Consider the following 18,717-nt stretch of genomic DNA (forward strand, 5'->3'; position numbering starts at 1 on the left):
GGGCGGATCTCGCGATTACGCTGAGGCTGAGCAGATCCGAAGGGAATCCGATGCCCCGACCCCGGCAAGCGCTGCTGTCGCCAGACGTCATAGCCGACGCCGCGATGGCGCTGATCGACTCGGGGTCGCCGTTCGGGGTCAACGCCCTCGCTCGCAGGCTCGGAGTCACTGCGTCGTCCCTCTACCACCACGTCGACGGCCACGACGCGATCATCGAACTCGTACGGGGCCGTCTCGTGCGCCGGTACACCCCCGACCTTCCCCGCGGCACCTGGGAGGAGATCGTCGAGCGGACGGTGCGGCTGCAGCGTGCCATGTATGCCGGTCATCCCGCGCTCGTTCCGCTCATCGTCGGCAAGACCATCACTGATGAGGGGGTCATCGAACAGTACGACGTCCTTGCCACGGCGCTCGTCGAGGGAGGCTTCCCGCGCGCGGACGTGCTCTCGATCGTCGCCGTGATCGATTCGTTCGCTCTGGGGTTCGGTCTCGACCTGGCCTCGCCGGAGAACATCTGGGAGCCCGAGAACGACACGCGCACGCTCGGCGCCCTCATCGCCGACGGGCCGAGCGGTCGCGAACGCAGCGACCGCGCTTTCGAGGTCGGGCTCGCCGTGCTGCTCGACGGACTCCGCTCGCGCCTCGCCGCGAGCGCGCCGCCTGACCCGGAGCACTGAACCGCTGTCACAGGCGGCGTCGATTCTCAACCCGTCGGCGGGTGGGGCGCTGGGCCCCTACGGTGGGAGCACGCACGCGAGGGGGACACGGCCATGTCACATCGAGCACTCGTCCTGACCGGATCGGGTCGGTACGCCGACCCGTGGCATCCCTTCGCGGAGGTCGGGGCCGAGGTCGCCGACATCCTCCGCCACCGCGACTGGGACGTCGCCGTGTCGGACGACGTCGACCAGGGCATGGCGAACCTCGAGGGTTACGACCTCGTCGCGGTCTGCGCGGGCGATCCCTGGCGCGGCGGCAGCAGCCTGACCCGCGGCGCCCCGCCGTCGTCGGTGGCGGGATTCGCCGCGGCGCTCGAGCGCGGCATCGGAGTGCTGGCCGTGCACTCGGCCGTCTCGTCGCTGCGCGATTATCCGGAGTGGGCACCGGCGCTCGGCGCGATCTGGCTGCCCGAGCTCTCGTTCCACCCGGAGGCGGGCGAGATGACGGTGCAGGTGGAGCCGGAAGCCGTGCCCGTCGAGGTTCCCACGACGTTCCACACGCACGATGAGCGCTACTGCGCGCTGCAGCGGCTCGGGCAGCGAACCGTCGTGGCGTGGCACGAGGGCGACGGCGCGAAGGAGGCCGCGGCGTGGGTGCGGGAGTACGGTGGCGGCCGCGTCGCGGTCGACGTGCTCGGTCACGACGCGCGCGCGTTCGAAGCCTCGGGGCACCGCACGCTCGTCGCCGCTCTCGCGGCTTGGGCGGTCGCGGGCAGCTGAGTCCCCCGCGTGAGACGTTCTGAGGCGTCAGCGCAGCGCAGCGCGGTACCGCTCGACGACGACGGCCGCCACCGCGTCGTCGGGGGCGAGAGGGTCGGTCACGACGTCGGCGCCGGCGCCCGCGATCACGCCCGCGAAGTGCCCGGGCGCGAGGACGTAGCTCGCGGCGAAGACTCGCCTCGCCCCGGCGGAGCGCGCGGCCGCGACCGCGGCGCCGATGCGGATGCCGGCTCCGGCGGCGAAGCCCACCGACACCGGCATCCCCAGGTGCGCGGCCAGCAGCTCGGCCATCGCCGCGACGTCGACCTCGGCCGCCGGGTCGGACGATCCCGCCGCTGCGAGCACGACGGCCTCGGCGCCCGGCTGCGCGCCGCCCGCGCCCAGGCCGGCGGCGCGCAGTCGCTCGGCGAGCAGACCGGCCAGCAGGTCGTGCGGTCCCAGTGCGGGCGTCGCGAGGCACGGGCCGTGGGCCGCCGCGACCGCGCGCGCGATGTCGACCCGCGTGTGGAAGCCGGTGGAGAGCAGCAGAGGCACCACGACGGATGCCGCCCCCGCGGGCACGCCCGCCACGACGGCGTCGATCTCGGGCTGCTGCACGTCGACGAACGCCTCCTCGACCAGCACCCCCGGGAGCATGTCTCGGACCCGGGACACCACCCCGGCGATCGCGGCGCGCCCCTCGCGGGAGCTCGTCCCGTGGGAGCAGGCGATGAGGACCGGCGTCATGGTGTCGCTCCCGTCGTCGTGAGGTCGAGGCGGTAGCCGCGCTTGACGACCGTCCGGATGAGGCCGGAGCACCCGAGCGCTTCGCGCGTGCGGGCGATCGCGACGTCGAGGGCGTGGTCGCCGGCGCTCGAACGCGGAAGCGACCGCTGCAGGTGGGCGCGGCTGACGACGCCGCCCGCCGCGGTGAACAGCGCTTCGAGGATGAGGGTGGAGGTCGGTGAGAGCGGGATGACGCGGCCATCGAGAACGGCGGCCGCGCTGCGCAGCTCCAGCCGTCCCGCCGGCGTCGGGAGCGAAGGCGCGTGCCCGCCGCCGAAGTGGGTGACCACGGCACGGACGAGCGAGCCCAGCCGCCCGCGCTCGGCGATGAGAGGTTCCGCTCCGGCGCCGCGGAGGGGAGCCGCGGTGATCGGCCCGACGGCCGCGAGAAGCAGCCGCCGGCCCCGCGCCCGCCGGACGATCTCGTCGATGACACCCTCCCGCCGGGCCGTCGCGATCCATTCCGCTGCGCCCGGAGCGGACGTGAACAGCACGGCGTCGACCTCGCCCTGCGCGGTCGCGACGACCGAGCGCGCGACGGCCGCCGGATCCGGCGGCGGCCCCCACCGGTACACCGTGAGGCTGACGACATCCGCGCCCGCCCCCGTGAACAGTTCGTCGAGGCCGTCGGCTCCGGAACCGTGATGCTGCACCGCGACGCGGCGACCGCGCACGCCTTCGGCGAGCAGGAACTCGCCGAGCTCGCCAGAGGTCTCCGACTCGGCGACCCAGTCGGCCAGCAGGCCCGCTTGCTGGATCGCGCCGCGCGCCTTGGGCCCGCGGGCAACGATCTGGGCGCCCGCGAAGGCGTCGTGCAGATCGTCGAGGAGCCCGGCTTCGTCGGCTGCCTCCATCCAGCCCCGGAATCCCACGCCCGTCGTCACGACGACGACATCCGGCGGATCGGCGATCAGCGAGCGCGTCGCCGAGATGAGAGCCTCGTCATCGATGTGCGGCACGATGCTCAGCGCCGGGGCATGGCGCACGGTCGCTCCGTGCCGCTCGAGCGCCGTCGCGAGCTCGTTCGATCGACGATCGACGGCGATGACGATCGTGCAGCCGCCGAGGGCGGCCGAGAGCGCGGGACGGACGGACTGGTTCACCGGATGGCGCGCTCCCGCTCCTCGGCCGGCGCGAGCAGCAGGCCCGCTCGGGCGACCTCGCCGATCACGATGACGGCGGGATTCGCGACGCCGGCGGCTGCGGCATCCGCGAGCACCGTCGCGAGCGTCGATCGGGTCGTGCGCTGCTGCGGCGTGTGCCCCCGCTCGACGATGGCGACCGGGCGCTCGAGAGGAGCACCCGCGGCCCGCGCGGCCTCGACGATGCGCGGCAGTGCGGCGACGCCCATCAGGAAGACGGTCGTGATCGCGTCGTCGCCGAGCGCCGCCCGTGTCGACGTCGTGATCGGCCCCTGGCCGTTGGCGACGTGGAGCCCGCCCGAGACGCCGCGGTGCGTGACGGGGATGCCGGCGGCTTGCGGCACCGACACGATGCTCGTCAGCCCCGGTACGACTTCGACCGGGATGCCGGCCGCGTGGCAGGCTGCGACCTCCTCGCCACCGCGGCCGAACACGAACGGGTCGCCGCCCTTGAGTCGAACGACGCGCTTGCCGGCGCGGGCATGGGCCACCAGCAGGGCGTTGATCTCGTCCTGTGTCACCGGGTGGTGGCCGGGCTGCTTGCCGACGTCGATGACCTCGACCCCGGGCTCGAGCTCCTGAAGAACGTCGACGGGGCCGAGCCGGTCGGCCACGACGACATCCGCTTCGGCGAGGAGGCGCCGGCCCCGCACCGTCATGAGGTCGGCCGGACCCGGGCCGCCGCCGACGAGATCGACCCGGCCACCGCCGCGGCGGCGTCGGCGCAGCGGCAGCATCCCCGCACGCAGCGCGGCGGCGATCGCGTCGCGCAGGCGCACGGCGCGCCGCGGGTCGACGCCCGCGTCCGAGGCGACCCCCACGATGACGTCGCCGCTGCGGGTCTCGGCCGCCAGCCGCGCCGAGCCGTGAGCCCCGTCGGAGGTGTTCACGCAGAAGATGCGGTCCGATTCGCACCACGCCGCGACCGCGGCATCCACCCGGGGGATGCCGGTAGCGGTGTGCACGAGCCACGCGTCGGCGATGTCGTCCGGCCGCACGTCGCGCGGCAGCCAGGTGAGGCCGTGCGCGGTCACGACACCCCGCATGGCGTCGCCGAGGGCGGGGGACACGACCCGGACGTCCGCTCCTTCGTCGAGGAAACGGCCGATCCGCCGCGCGGCGACGGCGCCGCCGCCGACGAAGACGACGCGGCGGCCGGTGAGCGAGAGCCCGAGCATCGTCGTCATACCGCACCTCCGTCGCGGATGAAGACGGTGCCTTCGCCGTCGACGGTGACCGGCCAGACCGGCAGCATCCGCTGCTCCTTGCCCTGGGTGTCGAGGCACGCACCCGTCCGCAGATCGAAGACCTGCTTGTACATCGGCGACGCGACCGTGGGGGCGTCGCCGCGGGTGCCGACGATCCCGCGCGACATGACGTTCGCGCCGCTGTACGGGTCGAGGTTGGCCGTCGCGTGGACACGACCGTCGTGCAGGAGGAACAGGGCGATCTGCCGGTCTCCGAGCAGCGCCGCACGGCCACGCTCGACCTCGAGGTCGTCGAGCCGGCACACCGCCGTCCACGCCGAGCTGCGGCTCCGCGCGCGGGGCGCGCTGCCGGTCTCGGTCGCCGTGTCGTCCACCAGGGTCATCGCCGCACCTCCAGGGTCGTGCCGGCGATGAGCACGCGGTCGTCCGTGCGTTCCTCGGCGGTCGCGGGCCGCGGCTGACCTCGCTCGACGGTGTACGCCAGCGACGGGTCGGGAGTCGTCGGCGCGTTGACGAACGACGCGAACCGCCGTAGCTTCTCGGGGTCGGCGAGCGTCGCCGCCCACTCGTCCTCGTACGCGTCGATGTGGCGCGCCATCGCGGCATCCAGATCGGCGCAGATCCCGAGCGCGTCGTCGAAGATGACGGCGCGCAGACCGTCGATCCCGCCCTCGAGGTCTTCGAACCACGGAGCCGTCCGCTGCAGCCGGTCGGCCGTCGAGATGTAGTACATCAGGAAGCGGTCGATCGCCCTCAGGAGGGCGTCGTCGTCGAGGTTCTCGGCCAGCAGCACCGCGTGACGCGGAGTGAACCCGCCGTTTCCGCCGACGTAGACGTTCCACCCGGTCTCGGTCGCGATGACCCCCACGTCCTTGCCGCGGGCCTCGGCGCATTCGCGGGCGCATCCCGAGACCCCGAGCTTGAACTTATGGGGAGCGCGCAGTCCGCGATACCGCAGCTCGAGGCGCACCGCCATGCCCACGGAGTCCTGCACGCCGTACCGGCACCAGGTCGACCCGACGCACGACTTCACGGTGCGCAGTGACTTGCCGTACGCGTGACCCGACTCGAAGCCGGCCTCGACGAGCCGCCCCCAGATCGCCGGCAGCTGTTCGAGCCGGGCCCCGAAGAGGTCGATCCGCTGGCCGCCGGTGATCTTGGTGTACAGGTTGAAGTCCTGGGCGACCTGCGCGATCACGAGCAGTTTCGCCGGGGTGATCTCGCCGCCCGGGATGCGCGGGACGACGGAGTAGCTGCCGTCCTTCTGCATGTTCGCCATGACGTGGTCGTTCGTGTCCTGCAGCGTCGCGTTCTCGCCGTCGAGCACGTGACGGCCGGTGAGGGTCGACAGGATGCTGGCGAGCGCGGGCTTGCAGATGTCGCATCCGCGCCCCGCGCCGAAGCGCTCGATCACGGCGCTGAACGTCGTCAGGCCCGACACCCGCACCGCGTCGAAGAGCTGCCGGCGCGACAGGTCGAAGTGCTCGCAGAGGGCGTTGCTGACGGTCGCCCCCGACTTCGCGAGCTCGGCGCCGACCAGCTTCTTGATCATCGGGACGCACGAGCCGCACGCGGCTCCCGCCTTCGTGCAGGCCTTGACGGCGGCGACATCCGTGCATCCCTCGTCGTGGACGGCCGAACGGATGCCGCCCGCCGTCACGCTGTTGCACGAGCAGACGAGGGCCGCATCGGGCAGTTCGCCGGTCGGGGCCGCGACGCCGCCGTCCGGCATCAGGTAGGCGACCGGGTCGCCGCCGAGCGCGCCGCCCACGAGGGGACGCAGCGACCCGTAGGCCGACGCGTCACCGACGAGGATGCCGCCGAGCAGCGTCTTCGCGTCGTCCGAGAGCACGAGCTTCTTGTAGACCCCGGCCACGGGGTCGGCGTACACGACATCGAGCGCTCCGGGCGTCTCGGCGAACGCGTCGCCGAAGCTCGCGACATCCACGCCCGACAGCTTCAGCTTCGTCGACACGTCGAAGCCGCCGAAGCTGGCCTCGAGCCCGAGCAGGCGCGTCGCGGCCACCTCGGCCATCGCGTAGCCGGGAGCGACGAGCCCGACGCACTGCCCGCCGAAGCTGGCGACCTCGCCGATCGCCAGGATGCGGGCATCCGAGGTGTCGCACCCCTCGTCGATCACGACGCCGCCGCGCGGGTCGACGGCGAGGCCTGCGGCGCGCGCGAGCTCGTCGCGGGGCCGGACGCCGACGGTGAAGACGACGACGTCGGTGCGCTCCCACGTGCCGTCGCGGAACTCGAGCCCGACCACCTGGCCGGTGCGATCGGCGTCGAGCCGGGTGGTCAGCGCCGAGGTGCGCACCGCGATTCCCCGTGCCGTGATCAGGCGGCGCAGGGCATCTCCGGCCGGAAGGTCGAGCTGAGCCGACATCAGCCTGTCGGAGGACTGCACGACGGTGCAGTCGACGTCGAGTCCCTGCAGGGCGCCCGCCGCCTCGAGGCCGAGCAGGCCGCCGCCGATGACGGTTCCGGTGAGCGGCCGGCCGAGCTCGGCCGACCGGCGCTGCACGAACGCCTCGAGCGCTTCGACGTCGTCGAGGGTGCGGTAGACGAAGCAGCCCTCGTGGTCGTATCCGTCCACCGCCAGCCGGGCCGCGTACGAGCCCGTCGCGAGCACGAGCCGGTCGTAGCCGATGCGCTCGCCGGAATCGAGGAGCACCTCGCCGGCGTCGCGGTCGATGCCGGTGACGGTGCGCCCGCGGAGGAACCGCACGCGCGCGTCGTCGAACGGCGACCGATCGAGCTCGAGGTCTTCGGTGGAGGCGCCGGCGAAGAACGACGTCAGCCCGACCCGGTCGTAGGGGTGTCGCGGCTCGTCGCCGACGACCGTCACCCGCCAGGTGTCGTCGGCGCGGCTCAGCAGGCTCTCGACGAAACGGTGGGCGACCATCCCGGCACCCACCACGACGACGTGTCGGGTGGGGCCGGTGGAGCTCATGTCGTGACCGTACGCGGGCGAGGTTGCGGCGCCGTCAGCGGCGTGTTTCCGGCTGTTTACGGTGCGGACCATGCGTCACACCCGGGCGGTTGCGGGCTCGGCGGCGGCCGGCTCGGCGATCCCGGTCGCGCGGGTTCGCTTCGGCGCGCGCACGCGGCGCGGTGAGGTCGGCCGGCCGTAGGTGAAGTAGAGCGGGATCGCGACGAAGACGAGGCCGCCGACGAGGTTGCCGAGCACGGTGGGGATCTCGTTCCAGATCAGGTAGTCCATGATCGTGAAGTCGCCGCCGAGGAGGAGCCCCGAGGGGAACAGGAACATGTTCACGATCGAGTGCTCGAATCCCATGAAGAAGAAGAGCATGATCGGCATCCACATCGCGAAGATCTTGCCGATGACATCCTTCGAGATCATCGCCAGCACGACGCCCGTCGCGACCATCCAGTTGCACAGGACGCCGCGGACGAAGAGCGTGAGCATGCCCGCCGCGCCGTGCTCGGCGTAGCCGACGGTGCGACCCTCGCCGATGTGGCCGATCGCCTGGCCCACCTCGTTCGGCGGGGTCGAGAACCCGTACGTCACGACGATCGCCATCAGCACGGCCACGGTGAAGGCGCCGATGAAGTTGCCGAGGAACACCAGCCCCCAGTTGCGCAGGATGCCGCCGAGCGTCACCCCCGGCCGCCGGTCGAGCCAGGCGAGCGGTGCGAGCACGAAGACGCCAGTCAGCAGGTCGTAGCCGAGCAGGTACAGCATGATGAAGCCGATCGGGAAGAGCACGGCGCCGAGCAGCGGCATCCCCGTCGTCACGGTGATCGTCACGGCGAAGGCGGCGGCGATCGTGAGGACGGCGCCGCCCATGATGGAGCGGATGAGCGTGTCGCGGGTCGACAGCATGACCTTCGACGCGCCCGCGTCGATGACGGTCTGAACGAGCTCGGTGGGCTTGACGTAGGACATCGCGTCCTCCTTCGGTCGAGAGCCGGTGGGTATGGTGCTCGACGCTAGAGGCGGGGTGTTTCCCCGGCGGTCTCGCTGATCGTCCGTTCCGTTACCTCTTTCTCTCTTCGGGCCGTCGGTGGTTGTGAGATCGCCGGCTCTGGTGGCGATTCGGGCGGGGTGGTGCAGAGTAGCGGTGTGCCCGTCGTCTCCGCCCTGTACCGCTATCCCGTCAAGGGGTTCACGCCCGAAGCGCGCGACGCGCTCGTCGTCCAGCCCGACGGGCGGATCGCCGGTGACCGGGTGCTCGCGTTCCGCTTCGCCGACGCGGTGGAGCCGGAGGATGCCGATGGCCTCGAGTCGTGGCCGAAGAGCCGCGGCCTCGCGCTCATGGACTTCCCGGCGCTCGCGCGCGTGGCGCTGGACTTCGACGCCGACGCGCGGCGGCTGCGGCTGAGCGTCGATGGCGCGGTGCTCGCGGAGGCGGGGCTCGACGACGCCGGGCGGCGCGAGCTCGAGGAAGCCGTGACCGCGTTCGTGCAGGCGTCGGGCGACGCGCGACGACTCGACCGCGAGGGGGTGCTGCCGCTGCGACTCGTCGGCGACGGCGCGACCTCGCGCTTCCAGGACCGGGCGCGCGGCTACGTCTCGCTGCACGGTGCCGCCTCGGTCGAGGACGTGGACGCCGCGGTGGCCGCGCCCGTCGACAGTCGGCGGTTCCGCTCGAATATCGTCGTTTCGGGTGCCGGGGCGTGGGATGAGCTGGGGTGGAGCGGCCGCATCCGCATCGGCGACGTAGCGTTCGACGTGCAGCGCCCCATCGGGCGGTGCGCCGCGATCATGGCCAATCCCGACACGGGCGAGCGCGACGCGCGCCTCCTGCGCGTGCTGACGACCGAGTTCGATCAGGCGGAGCCGACCCTCGGGATCCTGCTCCTGCCCGCCGACGGCGGGGGAGTGGTGCGGGTGGGCGACGAGGTCGTTCTCGAGGGCTGAGTCGGGGTGTCGGCATCCGGCTGTGCGAGCCGGGATGCAAGGGATCCGACACGGCACCCCGGGAGGGATGCCGCCGACCCGGGGTGTCGGGCACGAAGCATTGGATCGCGTTGCGGGCGGGCGGGCGGGCGGGCTGGCCCGACCGATCGATCGAGCCTGGCCGTCGCCAGACCTGCCGTGCTAGTTTCATTGCACGCACTGACATTGCGGCTAGTGAAACATCGACCATCTCGACGGGGAGACGGCTATGGCGACGAGTATGGAACTGCGACGGTTCGCGACAGATATCCTCGTTGCTGCCGGGATGCGCCGGCAGAACGCCGACGTCGTCGCGGCGGTGATGATCGGCGCCGATCTCTCAGGTGTCCACTCGCACGGGGTTGCGCGCCTTCCCGTCTATCTGCAGCGCGTTGACGCTGGCGTCATGGTCATCGATCCGGAGATGACGGTGTTGCGCGCTCGCGGCGCGACCGCCCTCCTGGACGCCGCCAACGGGTTCGGCCAGGTGGCGGCCACCCGGGCGATGGCGCACGCGATCGAGCTGGCTCGCGACCACGGTGCCGGAGTCGTCTCGGTCGCCCGGTCGAACCACTTCGGCGTCGCCGGACACTACGCGCGTGCCGCGGCGGAGAGTGGATTCGTCGGCATCGCGCTCACGAATGCGTCGCCAGCCATGCCGCCGTTCAACGGCACCCGTCGGGTGTTGGGCACCAACCCCATCGCGATCGGTATCCCCTCGCGCAGTCGCCCCCTTGCCGTCCTCGACATGTCGTCGACGACGGTCGCGCGCGGCAAGATCCGGCGCGCATTCGACAACGGTGAGACCGAGATCCCCGCGGGCTGGGCCACCGACTCCGGCGGCGTGCCGACGACGGACCCCGCCGTCGCGCTGACGGGCAACCTCGCGCCACTCGGCGGCCCGAAGGGCGCGGGTCTGTCGCTCGTGATCGATCTGCTCGCGGGCGCTCTGTCCGGCACGGGGCCGGCGGGCAGCGTCGTGGGTCTGCCCGACGCGTCGGCGGCATCCGGCACCGGCCACCTGCTCATCGCGCTCGATCCCGAGGCTTTCGGCGGCGCCGAGCGATTCGACGCCCTCGTCGAACGGTCGCTCGACGACGTCGCAGGCATGGATGCCGCAGACGGAGGCCGCGTCTTCTATCCCGGCCTCATCGAGCACGAGCATCGCGAACGCGCCGAGCGCGACGGCATCCCGCTCACGGACGCCGATCACGCCCGCCTGCGCGTCCTCGCCGACCGTTTCGGGCTCGCCGAACCACCCCGCTGACCACCACGATGCGCGCCGCGAGTTCGGCGCCGAAGGAGAAGAACATGACCGAGAACACGAACCTGATCGAGCGCCTGGGTGCGCTTCCGACAGCCAACGTCGCAGACGCGATGGAGCGGCTGGGCGTCGTCGACGCCGAGATCGGCCCGGTGTGGCGCGGTGCCCGCGTCGCCGGCCGCGCCGTGACCGTCGAGGTCGCCGAGGGAGACAACCTCGGCATCCATCGCACGCTCCCCGACATCGGCCCCGGTGACGTCCTCGTCGTGAACGGTCACGGCGCCCGCAACCGCGCGCTGATCGGCGAGCTCGTCGCCGAGCGGCTGCGGGTGCGAGGGTGTGTCGGGATCGTCATCGACGGCGCGGTGCGCGACGCGGAGGAGCTCGGCGAGCTCGGCTTCCCGACGTTCGCACGATCGGTCACGCCCGCGGGGCCGTACAAGAACGGTCCGTGGCGCCATCACCGCGCCGTGGCCGTCGGCGGCGTCGTCGTCGCCCCCGGCGACATCGTCCTCGGAGATGCGGACGGCGTGGTGGTCGTCCCGGCTGCGGAGGCCGAGGAGGTCCTCGGTCGGGCGGAGGCCAAACACGCCGACGAGTCGCAGATCAGGGAGTCGATCGTCGCGGGCTGAGCCGGTCCCCGCGAATCGTGCCGACCTTGCGAGAATGAGGTCATGCCCGATACCCCGGATGCCGCGAACCAGCCGACCGTTCGCAGCGTCGAACGTGCGTTGGACATCCTCGAGATGCTCGAACGCTCCGACGGCCCGCTGCGCCTGGTCGATCTGAGTCGAGGCACCGAGCTGCATGCGGCGACCGTCCTCCGGCTCGTCGGCGTGCTGCACCGGCGCGGCTTCGTCCAGCACGACGACACCGGGGAGTACCGCTTGGGTGTCGCGGGCCTCGGCATGGCCCACCGCTACCTGCAGTCCGACCCGCTCGTCGTGCGGTCGCGCCCGCACCTGCAGGAACTCGCGCGCACCACGGGTCTCACCGCCTCGCTGTACGCCCGTTCGGGTGAGTCGCGGGTGCTCGCGGCACGCGTGGACGGACGCGATCCGCTGCGGTACCAGCTGCCCCTCGGGCGGCGGCTGCCGCTGTTGGTCGGCGCGGGGCGGACGATGCTGGCGTTCCTGCCGGATGATGAGCGCGAACGGGTGCTCGGGCACGCGCGCGAGTTCCGCACCGCCGGCGGAGAGGTCGTGACGCCCGAGCTGCTTCGCGCGTCGGTCGACGGCATCCGAGCTGCGGGTTTCCACATCTCGGTGTCCGAACGTGACGTCGGCGTCGCGGCCGTCAGTGTGCCCGTCCTCGACCGCGAGGGCGCCGTCGTGGCCGCCGTCTCGGTGCTCGGCCCGGACGAGAGCACGACCAGCGAGGCGCTCCGCGGGTGGGCCCCGGAGCTGCGCCGGGCGGCTCACGCCATCGCTCTCTCCCTCTGACCCTCGGCTCTCGACTCTCGCCTCGGCTGCCACCGGCGCGGCATTCGACGCGTGACGTGCCACGTCCGGCCGGCGGAGGCGTCGGCTGGTCATGTCCGCTTGACAAGCGCATCATGCATCCTGTGAAATGACGTTTCACTTGACGCAAGCCAACTGTGTCTGACGAAACATTGTCGCCGCCAGGTGACCACCATCGCGAGCAAAGGAGCTGCGAGTGATCAACGATGATCCGACCCCCACGACGGAGGTGCCCTCGTGCCCGTAGCCGTCATCGCCCTCTTCGTCTTCCTCGCGATCATCGTGGTGTGGAACGTCGTGGTGAAGCGCAGCATGGCCGAGGCGATGCTCCTCGGCTTCGTCGCGACCGTGCTCTTCGCCGGATTGCAAGCGCCCCAGGTGGCGCGTGACGCCATCGTCGACGCGAGCTCGAACGAGGTCATGTATGCGGCGATCGCATTCATCTTCATGACCTACCTCGTCGAGCGGACGGGGACGATCGCTCGCCTGATCGAGATCCTCACGAGCCTGCTGGGCGGACTCCGCGGCGGGCCGGCGATCGTCGACACCGTCGCCTCCGGCGCTATGGGAGCCGTGGCCGGCGGTTCCAACACCGGCAATGCCGCCACGAGCGGCGTCATCACCGGCCCGTGGATGACGCGCACGGGGTGGAGCAAGGCCCGAGCCGCGACGGTCATCGCCGGCAACGCGGGGCTCGGCGCAGCGCTGCCGCCGAGCGCGTCGATGGTCATCATGATCGGATTCGCAGGCAGCCTCGTCACCACGAGCTCCGTCTACCTTGCGCTGTTCGTCGCCGGCGTCTACCAGTTCCTCATCCGGATGCTGCTGATCGCGTGGTTCGTCCGCCGCGACGGCATCCGCAAGGTCGCCGGCGAAGAGCGTCCCGCCGTCGGTCCGGCGGTGCGCCGCAACTGGACCTCGATGCTGATCTTCCTCGGCGCGATCATCCCCGTCTCGATCACGATCGGTCCGCTCGCCGACTTCCTGGCCGCGTCCCCCCTGTCGGACGCGATGGGCTCGGTGTCGCTGATCACCTGGATCCCCGTCCTCATCATCCTCATCAGCGCGGCCGTCGGCTGGCGTCAGCTGCCGCGCACCGGGCGCGAGTGGTGGGAGTTCTTCGGGGGTGCGGCGTCGAAGTACTACGCGATCGGTGCCCTGCTCTTCTTCGCGATCGCGGCGAGCGAGGTGCTCGGGTCACTCGGTCTCGCTGACGACGTCGACGCATTGCTCGGCAACCTCGACATCCCCGTGTGGCTGCTCGTGGCGCTCGTCGGATTCTTCGTCGTGCTCGTCGCCGGCCCGCTGTCGTCGACTGCGACGCTCAGCGCCGTCGGCCAGGTCTCGCTCGTGACCCTGGTCGCCGCCGGGGTCGACCCGCTCCTCGCCGTCATCGCGATCCTCGTGTTCGCCTCGACCGAGGGCGCCTCGCCGCCGGCATCCGGTGCGATCTTCGTCGCGAGCGGCATCACCGGCGCGAGGCCGGAGCAGACCTTCATCCCGCTCGTCGTCTACTACGTCCTGCCGTTCTTCGTCCTCGGCGTCCTGATCGCCGTCGGCGTCGTCCCCGTCCCCATCACCTGAGAGGCATCCTCATGCGGAAAACGCTCGATAGAACCGTCACGGGAGTCTTCGCGCTCGCCATGATGGCGTTCCTCGCGCTCGCCTGCGCGCTCGTGCTCACCCAGATCGTCGGGATCGTGTTCGTGCTGCCCGACCTCGTCGTCGCCGCCGAGGTGCTCTTCAAGGGGCCGGCCATCGTGGGAGCGGTCGTGGTCTCGCTGCTCGGCTACGCGCTGTTCAACATCCGCGGCGAGAAGCCGGTGGAAAGCTGATGGGCGCTGTGAACGCCGCGCGAGACGAGGCCGGGAATGCGATCACTCTGGCTGTCATCGGGCTCGGCGAGGCCGGGCGTCTCTATGCCCAGGGGGCTGTTGCCGCGGGATATGCCGTGACCGGGTACGACCCGTTCGCCCCCGAGACGCCGGAAGGGGTCAGGCGTGCGGCGACGCTCGCGGAGGCGGTCGCGTCGGCCGAGATCGTACTCACCCTCACCACCGCGTCGTTGTCGGAACAGATCGCGGCCGAGGCCGCGCCGCACCTGCGGGCCGATGCGACCTACGTCGACTGCACGACCGCTTCCCCGGAGGTGCTGCTGCGCGTCGCTGAGGTCATCGAGACGGCTGGGCCGGCGTTCGCGGATGTCGCGATCCTCGGGCCTGTTCCCATCCGGGGAGCCGCAACCGACGTGATCGTGTCCGGATCGGGGCGTGCCGTGGCGATCGAGACGCTGCGCTCGTTCGGTGCCTCCGTCGAGGACGGGGGCGAGGTCGCGGGAGACGCGTCGGCGCGCAAGCTCCTGCGCAGCATCCTGATGAAGGGGCTGGGTGCGATCATCACCGAGGCGCTCGCGGCCGGGCGGGCGGCGGGATCGGAGCAGTGGATCCGCGATCAGATCGCGCGTCAGCTTGCCGGAGATGGACACGCGGTGGTGGAACGCCTCGAGCGGGGGACGCGCACCCATGCGGTGCGGCGCGCGCACGAGATGGCGGCCGTCGCGGATTACCTCGAGTCGCTGGGCGTCGCTCACGACATGGCCACGGCCACCCAGCGCACGCACGAACGCGTCGCCGCCGAGAAGGAGTGACGCCGGGCCGCGGCATCCGTTCGTCGATGCCGCGCGAGGCCCGACGCTCTACCCGGGCGACGGGGCCGACCCGGTGGACCCGGTGGAACCGGTAGTGGCGGCCAGCAGCGACCGCTGGATGGGGCGGTAGTGCTCGACGACCGCGCGCTTGTAGCCCTCGACGCCGCGGCGCTCTGTGCGACCCATGGTGTGACCGCCCGGGAGGAGCGGGTCGAGGGTCATCCGGTGACGATCTTCGAACCGGCGGGGGAGCTGGCGGCTCGCGTCGTGTTCCTCCATGGCGGCGGGCTCGTGGCAGGCAACCGTTACGACGGAGTGGACACGCTCCTCCGGCACGCCGGGACGCTCGGGCTGGAGGTCTGGAGCGTGGAGTATCCCCTCGCGCCGCAATCGACGCTCGGCGAGATGGCGCGGGTCGCTCTGGCGACGATCCGCGCGGCCCGTGACCGGCGACCGCTGCTGCTGGCCGGGCAGAGCGCCGGGGGAGCGGTGGCGGCCACGGCTGCCCTGCGGTCGCGCGGTTCCGCGTCGACCGCAGACGGCCTGATGCTCATCTGCCCGATGCTCGCCCGCGCCGATGAGCTCTCCGCTCGTCAGTTCGCGGATGATCCGTCGTGGAGCGCGCGCAGCAACGAGACGGCGTGGTCCGCCGCGCTCGGACCGGATGACGCGCCGCCGGCCGAGTCGCCCGATCTCACCGGGTTGCCCGCGGTCTACCTCGACTCCGGCTCCGCCGAACTCTTCCGGTCCGCCATCCTCTCGTTCGCCGACCGCGCCTGCAGAGCCGGCGTCGCCACCGAGCTCCACGTCTGGTCGGGGGCCTTCCACGCCTCCGACTGCGTGGACGAGAGTGCTGCGCTGTCGTCCCAGTCCCATGACGCCCGACGCGACTGGATCGAGCGGTGGCTCCGAGACGAGCTCTGAGCGGCTCGCTTCCCCGAGCAGACCGACGGCCCGGCCCATCAGAGAGCGCGCGTCTCGCCGCCGTCCACCCGCAGATTCTGCCCGGTGATGTAGGACGACTCCGCCGTCGCGAGGAACCGGACGACGCGGGCGAGCTCCGCGGTGGTCTGGGCCCGTCGGAGCGGGATTCCCGCCGTCCACGCCTCGGGCACGGCCGAGATGTCCTCCTTCGTGAAGCCGGGAAGGACGTTGTTCATCCGGATGCCGTGGGGGCCGTACTCGGTCGCATAGAGCTTCGTGAACGAGGCGAGGGCGGCGCGCATCGTCACCGACACCGGGAAGGACGAACTCGGTTCCAGCGCGCCGGCCGTGGAGATGTTCACGATGGTGCCGCCTCCTCCGGCGAGGAGGTGGGGTGTGACGAGGCGGGCCATGCGTACGACGTTGAGGAGGTAGAGGTCGACCCCGTTCAGCCACTCGTCGTCGGTGATGCTGAGAACGGGCCCGCGTGCGGCGTGCCCGCTGCTGTTGACGACGGTGTCGATTCGGCCGAATCGCGACAGGGCGAGGTCGACGAGCGCACTCAGATCATCGACGTCGGTGTTGACCCCGTCGATGCCGACCCCGCCGAGGGATTCGGCGAGTTCGCGCCCGCGTCCCGAGGGGGAGAGGACGGCGACGCTGTGATCCGAGGCGAGTTCGCGCACGCACGCTGCTCCGATGCCGGAGCCGCCGCCGACCACGATGGCGACGGGTTTCGTGACGTACTCACGGGGTTCAGCCATGCGCGGACCCCGCAGTACGGCGGGTGATGAGCGATTCCATGGCGTCCGCGGCGAGTTCCGCGTAACGCGCGAAGTCGACGTCGTCGCCGGCGGCTGCGGCTGCGCGGAACCCATCCGTCAGCGCGCGACCCATCATGGCCAGATCCCGCGCCAGCGCGTCGGCGGCTGCGTCATCCATCTCGGGCAGGTCGGCCCGCAGCTTCGTCACGACGAAGCCGAACATCTCCCGCCTGATCTCCAGATACCGCTGCCGCGCCAGATTGTCGGCGAGTCGACGCTCGAAGGCGAACACGAGGCCGATGCTCCAGAACGCCGCTGCGGGGTCGCTGTCTCCGGCCGAGGCCGCTGCCGACCCGCTGATGCTGCGGTGCAGGAATTCCCGGATCCCGCTCACGTCGGCATGGCTGGTGCGCCACACATCGAAGCAGTAGTCGAGCAGCTCGACGAACAGCTGTTCCTTGTTCTGAAAATGCCAGTACACCGACCCGATGGGCAGCCCCGCCGCTCGCGCGACATCCGCCATCGTCGTGCCCTCGTACCCCGCCGCCATCGCCCGCCCCAGCACTGCTTCCAGGATGGCGCGCTTCGACTCGGCCGACGCCTGGTGAGCTCCGCGCCTCGTTGTCACGGGTTTCTCCTCCGCCGTTCGAATGACTTGACACCACGGGGCGCCGGCCACGATCATAACAACACGTTCTAGAACCACGGTTCTAGAACTCGCGTTTCAGTGACGCGCATGCGGACGGCGAAGATGCCCCGCTACTCCAGAGACAGAGAGGCCTCCGTGAGGATCACAGACCACATCGCCGACTCGAAGATGAGTTCGCTCCAGATCCGCGCCGTCGTCATATCGATCGTGCTCGTCGTGCTCGACGGCTACGACGTCGCCCTGACGTCGTTCTCCGCGCCCTATCTCGAGCGTGGGCTGGCCGTCTCGAAGACCGAGCTGGGGCTCGTCATGTCGGGCGCCCTCATCGGCATGCTCGTCGGTTCCATCGTCGTCGCGCCCCTGGCGGATCGAATCGGTCGCCGCAAGATGGGGGTCATCGGCGCGAGCACCATCGCGATCGGTATGTTCATCGGCCCGTTCGCCTCGGCAGAGCTCGGGACGGGTCTCCTCGTCGTCAGTCGGATCGTCACCGGCATCGGTGTGGGCGCCCTGGTATCGGTCGTCGGCGTGATCCTCTCCGAGTACACCAACAAGCGGGTCTACCCGTTTGTCATGGCCGTCTACGCGGCGGCGATCAACATCGGCGGCCTCCTCGGCTCCACCATCGTCGGGCCGATGCTGGCCGAACACGGCTGGCAGCTCGGCTGGTGGGTCGGGTTCATCCTCAGCGCGATCGCCGCCGTGGCGACATTCCTGCTTCTGCCCGAGTCGCTCACCTGGTTGGCCGCTGGACGGCATCGTGACTCCCTGCCGCGTCTGAACGGAATCCTCACCAAGATGGGTCAGCCCGCGATGTCGGCTCTCCCCGAGACGCAGACGGTCACCGTCGTGAAGGCGCGCGGTGCGCTCCGCACCGTCTTCACCGGCCGTCTGGGGGTGCACACGTTGCTGATGATCGTGGGCTACGTCGCCTACATGGTCAGCTTCTACTTCATGACCAACTGGGCGCCGGCCTCCGTCGCGAGCGCGAACGCCGACCCGGCACTCGCGCCGCAGCTGGTCGCGGCGTTCAGCCTCGGCGGCATCGTCGGAAACGTCGTCTTCGGCCTGCTCGGAAACCGCATCAATCTGCGGATCCTCACCCCGATCTTCCTCGTGTTCGCCACCGTCACGCTGGCGGCCTTCGGAGTCATCGGCCCGGCCATGCCGACCGCCTGGTGGGCTCTGTTCGTCGCGTCGTTCTTCGTCTGCTCGGGCACCGCGGGCTTCTACGCCATCGTTCCCAAGCTCTATCCGACGCTGGCCCGGTCGACGGGATACGGCATCGTCATCGGCGCCGGCCGGTTCGGCGGCATCGCCGCCCCGATTCTCGGCGGTGCGGTCTTCGACGCAGGCTGGGGGATGGGCGTCGCGTTCACGGTCTTCTCGATCCCCATGCTCGTCGCCGGCGTCTTCATCCTCGTTCTGCACGCGGATACGAAGCGCATCGCGGCGCGCGAGGCCGCCGCCCCCGTAGCCACAGCGGCCTGACGGCCGCGCCCTCCACCGCACCACGCCGGCGTGACGCCGGCCCGAACAAGAGGAAACA

Annotated in this window: 20 protein-coding genes; 11 read left to right on the top strand and 9 right to left on the bottom strand. The window is 71.2% G+C overall.

Features of this window, described 5'->3' with window-relative positions:
• The first annotated feature begins 50 nt into the window (after positions 1-50).
• Both CI089_RS08195 and CI089_RS08200 read left to right on the top strand, forming a co-directional pair.
• On the top strand, positions 51-677 hold the full coding sequence (locus tag CI089_RS08195) for a TetR/AcrR family transcriptional regulator C-terminal domain-containing protein (RefSeq protein ID WP_179223269.1): 627 nt from the start codon (positions 51-53) through the stop codon (positions 675-677).
• Between the two features lie 93 nt (positions 678-770).
• Positions 771-1,439 (top strand): ThuA domain-containing protein, encoded by a 669-nt coding sequence (locus CI089_RS08200; protein ID WP_094261006.1) that lies wholly within the window; start codon positions 771-773, stop codon positions 1,437-1,439.
• Between the two features lie 27 nt (positions 1,440-1,466).
• Here the strand turns inward: CI089_RS08200 and CI089_RS08205 are convergent, their stop codons facing one another.
• The 6 genes from CI089_RS08205 to CI089_RS08230 form a co-directional block, all read right to left on the bottom strand.
• Positions 1,467-2,165, bottom strand: coding sequence for a sirohydrochlorin chelatase (locus CI089_RS08205; RefSeq protein ID WP_094261007.1), 699 nt, complete (start codon positions 2,163-2,165; stop codon positions 1,467-1,469).
• Positions 2,162-3,307, bottom strand: coding sequence for a uroporphyrinogen-III synthase (locus CI089_RS08210; protein ID WP_094261008.1), 1,146 nt, complete (start codon positions 3,305-3,307; stop codon positions 2,162-2,164). Before CI089_RS08210 ends, CI089_RS08205 begins: the two co-directional genes overlap by 4 nt.
• Positions 3,304-4,533, bottom strand: coding sequence for a uroporphyrinogen-III C-methyltransferase (gene cobA, locus CI089_RS08215; protein ID WP_094261009.1), 1,230 nt, complete (start codon positions 4,531-4,533; stop codon positions 3,304-3,306). The genes CI089_RS08210 and cobA overlap by 4 nt, the downstream gene beginning before the upstream one ends.
• Positions 4,530-4,937, bottom strand: coding sequence for a nitrite reductase small subunit NirD (gene nirD / locus CI089_RS08220; RefSeq protein WP_094261010.1), 408 nt, complete (start codon positions 4,935-4,937; stop codon positions 4,530-4,532). Before nirD ends, cobA begins: the two co-directional genes overlap by 4 nt.
• The gene (gene nirB, locus CI089_RS08225) at positions 4,934-7,510 is read right to left on the bottom strand and encodes a nitrite reductase large subunit NirB (protein WP_094261011.1); all 2,577 of its coding nucleotides are present in this window, start codon (positions 7,508-7,510) and stop codon (positions 4,934-4,936) included. Before nirB ends, nirD begins: the two co-directional genes overlap by 4 nt.
• A 75-nt stretch (positions 7,511-7,585) precedes the next feature.
• Positions 7,586-8,467 (bottom strand): formate/nitrite transporter family protein, encoded by an 882-nt coding sequence (locus CI089_RS08230; RefSeq protein WP_094261012.1) that lies wholly within the window; start codon positions 8,465-8,467, stop codon positions 7,586-7,588.
• Between the two features lie 177 nt (positions 8,468-8,644).
• Here CI089_RS08230 and CI089_RS08235 point away from each other — a divergent pair, with 177 nt between their 5' ends.
• The 7 genes from CI089_RS08235 (at position 8,645) to CI089_RS08265 (ending at position 14,831) form a co-directional block, all read left to right on the top strand.
• The gene (locus tag CI089_RS08235) at positions 8,645-9,442 is read left to right on the top strand and encodes an MOSC domain-containing protein (protein ID WP_094261013.1); all 798 of its coding nucleotides are present in this window, start codon (positions 8,645-8,647) and stop codon (positions 9,440-9,442) included.
• 247 nt (positions 9,443-9,689) lie between these two features.
• The gene (locus CI089_RS08240) at positions 9,690-10,727 is read left to right on the top strand and encodes an Ldh family oxidoreductase (protein ID WP_094261014.1); all 1,038 of its coding nucleotides are present in this window, start codon (positions 9,690-9,692) and stop codon (positions 10,725-10,727) included.
• A 44-nt stretch (positions 10,728-10,771) separates the two neighbouring features.
• Positions 10,772-11,356 (top strand): methyltransferase, encoded by a 585-nt coding sequence (locus CI089_RS08245; protein ID WP_094261312.1) that lies wholly within the window; start codon positions 10,772-10,774, stop codon positions 11,354-11,356.
• Positions 11,357-11,398: 42 nt separating this feature from the next.
• Positions 11,399-12,166: an IclR family transcriptional regulator gene (locus CI089_RS08250; RefSeq protein ID WP_094261015.1), complete on the top strand. Its 768-nt coding sequence runs from the start codon at positions 11,399-11,401 to the stop codon at positions 12,164-12,166.
• Positions 12,167-12,421: 255 nt separating this feature from the next.
• Positions 12,422-13,768 carry a TRAP transporter large permease subunit gene (locus CI089_RS08255; protein ID WP_094261016.1) on the top strand — a complete coding sequence of 449 codons (1,347 nt, stop codon included), beginning with the start codon at positions 12,422-12,424 and terminating at the stop codon, positions 13,766-13,768.
• 11 nt (positions 13,769-13,779) lie between these two features.
• A complete protein-coding gene (locus CI089_RS08260) occupies positions 13,780-14,019 on the top strand; it encodes a hypothetical protein (RefSeq protein ID WP_143738951.1) in 240 nt (79 codons plus the stop codon).
• Complete coding sequence (locus CI089_RS08265; protein ID WP_094261018.1) at positions 14,019-14,831, top strand: NAD(P)-dependent oxidoreductase; 813 nt, start codon at positions 14,019-14,021, stop codon at positions 14,829-14,831. The genes CI089_RS08260 and CI089_RS08265 overlap by 1 nt, the downstream gene beginning before the upstream one ends.
• Before the next feature lie 48 nt (positions 14,832-14,879).
• On the opposite strand, the gene CI089_RS16435 is transcribed toward CI089_RS08265, so the two are convergent.
• Entirely contained in the window at positions 14,880-15,053 is a 174-nt protein-coding gene (locus CI089_RS16435; RefSeq protein ID WP_179223271.1) for a hypothetical protein, read from the bottom strand.
• A gap of 3 nt (positions 15,054-15,056) precedes the next feature.
• Between CI089_RS16435 and CI089_RS08270 the strand changes: the two genes are divergently transcribed.
• The gene (locus CI089_RS08270; protein ID WP_179223272.1) at positions 15,057-15,755 is read left to right on the top strand and encodes an alpha/beta hydrolase; all 699 of its coding nucleotides are present in this window, start codon (positions 15,057-15,059) and stop codon (positions 15,753-15,755) included.
• A gap of 38 nt (positions 15,756-15,793) precedes the next feature.
• Here the strand turns inward: CI089_RS08270 and CI089_RS08275 are convergent, their stop codons facing one another.
• Together CI089_RS08275 and CI089_RS08280 are read right to left on the bottom strand one after the other, a co-directional pair.
• Complete coding sequence (locus CI089_RS08275) at positions 15,794-16,519, bottom strand: SDR family oxidoreductase (RefSeq protein WP_094261020.1); 726 nt, start codon at positions 16,517-16,519, stop codon at positions 15,794-15,796.
• On the bottom strand, positions 16,512-17,204 hold the full coding sequence (locus CI089_RS08280; protein WP_094261021.1) for a TetR/AcrR family transcriptional regulator: 693 nt from the start codon (positions 17,202-17,204) through the stop codon (positions 16,512-16,514). The genes CI089_RS08275 and CI089_RS08280 overlap by 8 nt, the downstream gene beginning before the upstream one ends.
• A gap of 99 nt (positions 17,205-17,303) precedes the next feature.
• On the opposite strand from CI089_RS08280, the gene CI089_RS08285 reads away from it, so the two are divergent.
• Positions 17,304-18,659, top strand: a complete 1,356-nt coding sequence (locus CI089_RS08285; RefSeq protein ID WP_094261022.1) for an MFS transporter — start codon at positions 17,304-17,306, stop codon at positions 18,657-18,659.
• The last annotated feature ends 58 nt before the right edge of the window (positions 18,660-18,717 follow it).

It is taken from the genome of Microbacterium sp. Yaish 1, from assembly GCF_002245215.1.
In the GTDB taxonomy this organism is placed as follows: domain Bacteria; phylum Actinomycetota; class Actinomycetes; order Actinomycetales; family Microbacteriaceae; genus Microbacterium.

Excerpts from the sequence above, each read along its gene's own strand:
- cobA (WP_094261009.1), bottom strand. The coding sequence starts at position 4,533 with ATGACGACGATGCTCGGGCTCTCGCTCACCGGCCGCCGCGTCGTCTTC.
- CI089_RS08200 (WP_094261006.1), top strand. The coding sequence starts at position 771 with ATGTCACATCGAGCACTCGTCCTGACCGGATCGGGTCGGTACGCCGAC.
- CI089_RS08230 (WP_094261012.1), bottom strand. The coding sequence starts at position 8,467 with ATGTCCTACGTCAAGCCCACCGAGCTCGTTCAGACCGTCATCGACGCG.
- CI089_RS08250 (WP_094261015.1), top strand. The coding sequence starts at position 11,399 with ATGCCCGATACCCCGGATGCCGCGAACCAGCCGACCGTTCGCAGCGTC.
- CI089_RS08195 (WP_179223269.1), top strand. The coding sequence starts at position 51 with ATGCCCCGACCCCGGCAAGCGCTGCTGTCGCCAGACGTCATAGCCGAC.
- CI089_RS16435 (WP_179223271.1), bottom strand. The coding sequence starts at position 15,053 with ATGACCCTCGACCCGCTCCTCCCGGGCGGTCACACCATGGGTCGCACA.
- CI089_RS08240 (WP_094261014.1), top strand. The coding sequence starts at position 9,690 with ATGGCGACGAGTATGGAACTGCGACGGTTCGCGACAGATATCCTCGTT.
- CI089_RS08205 (WP_094261007.1), bottom strand. The coding sequence starts at position 2,165 with ATGACGCCGGTCCTCATCGCCTGCTCCCACGGGACGAGCTCCCGCGAG.
- nirB (WP_094261011.1), bottom strand. The coding sequence starts at position 7,510 with ATGAGCTCCACCGGCCCCACCCGACACGTCGTCGTGGTGGGTGCCGGG.
- CI089_RS08265 (WP_094261018.1), top strand. The coding sequence starts at position 14,019 with ATGGGCGCTGTGAACGCCGCGCGAGACGAGGCCGGGAATGCGATCACT.
- CI089_RS08260 (WP_143738951.1), top strand. The coding sequence starts at position 13,780 with ATGCGGAAAACGCTCGATAGAACCGTCACGGGAGTCTTCGCGCTCGCC.
- nirD (WP_094261010.1), bottom strand. The coding sequence starts at position 4,937 with ATGACCCTGGTGGACGACACGGCGACCGAGACCGGCAGCGCGCCCCGC.
- CI089_RS08275 (WP_094261020.1), bottom strand. The coding sequence starts at position 16,519 with ATGGCTGAACCCCGTGAGTACGTCACGAAACCCGTCGCCATCGTGGTC.
- CI089_RS08280 (WP_094261021.1), bottom strand. The coding sequence starts at position 17,204 with ATGATCGTGGCCGGCGCCCCGTGGTGTCAAGTCATTCGAACGGCGGAG.
- CI089_RS08245 (WP_094261312.1), top strand. The coding sequence starts at position 10,772 with ATGACCGAGAACACGAACCTGATCGAGCGCCTGGGTGCGCTTCCGACA.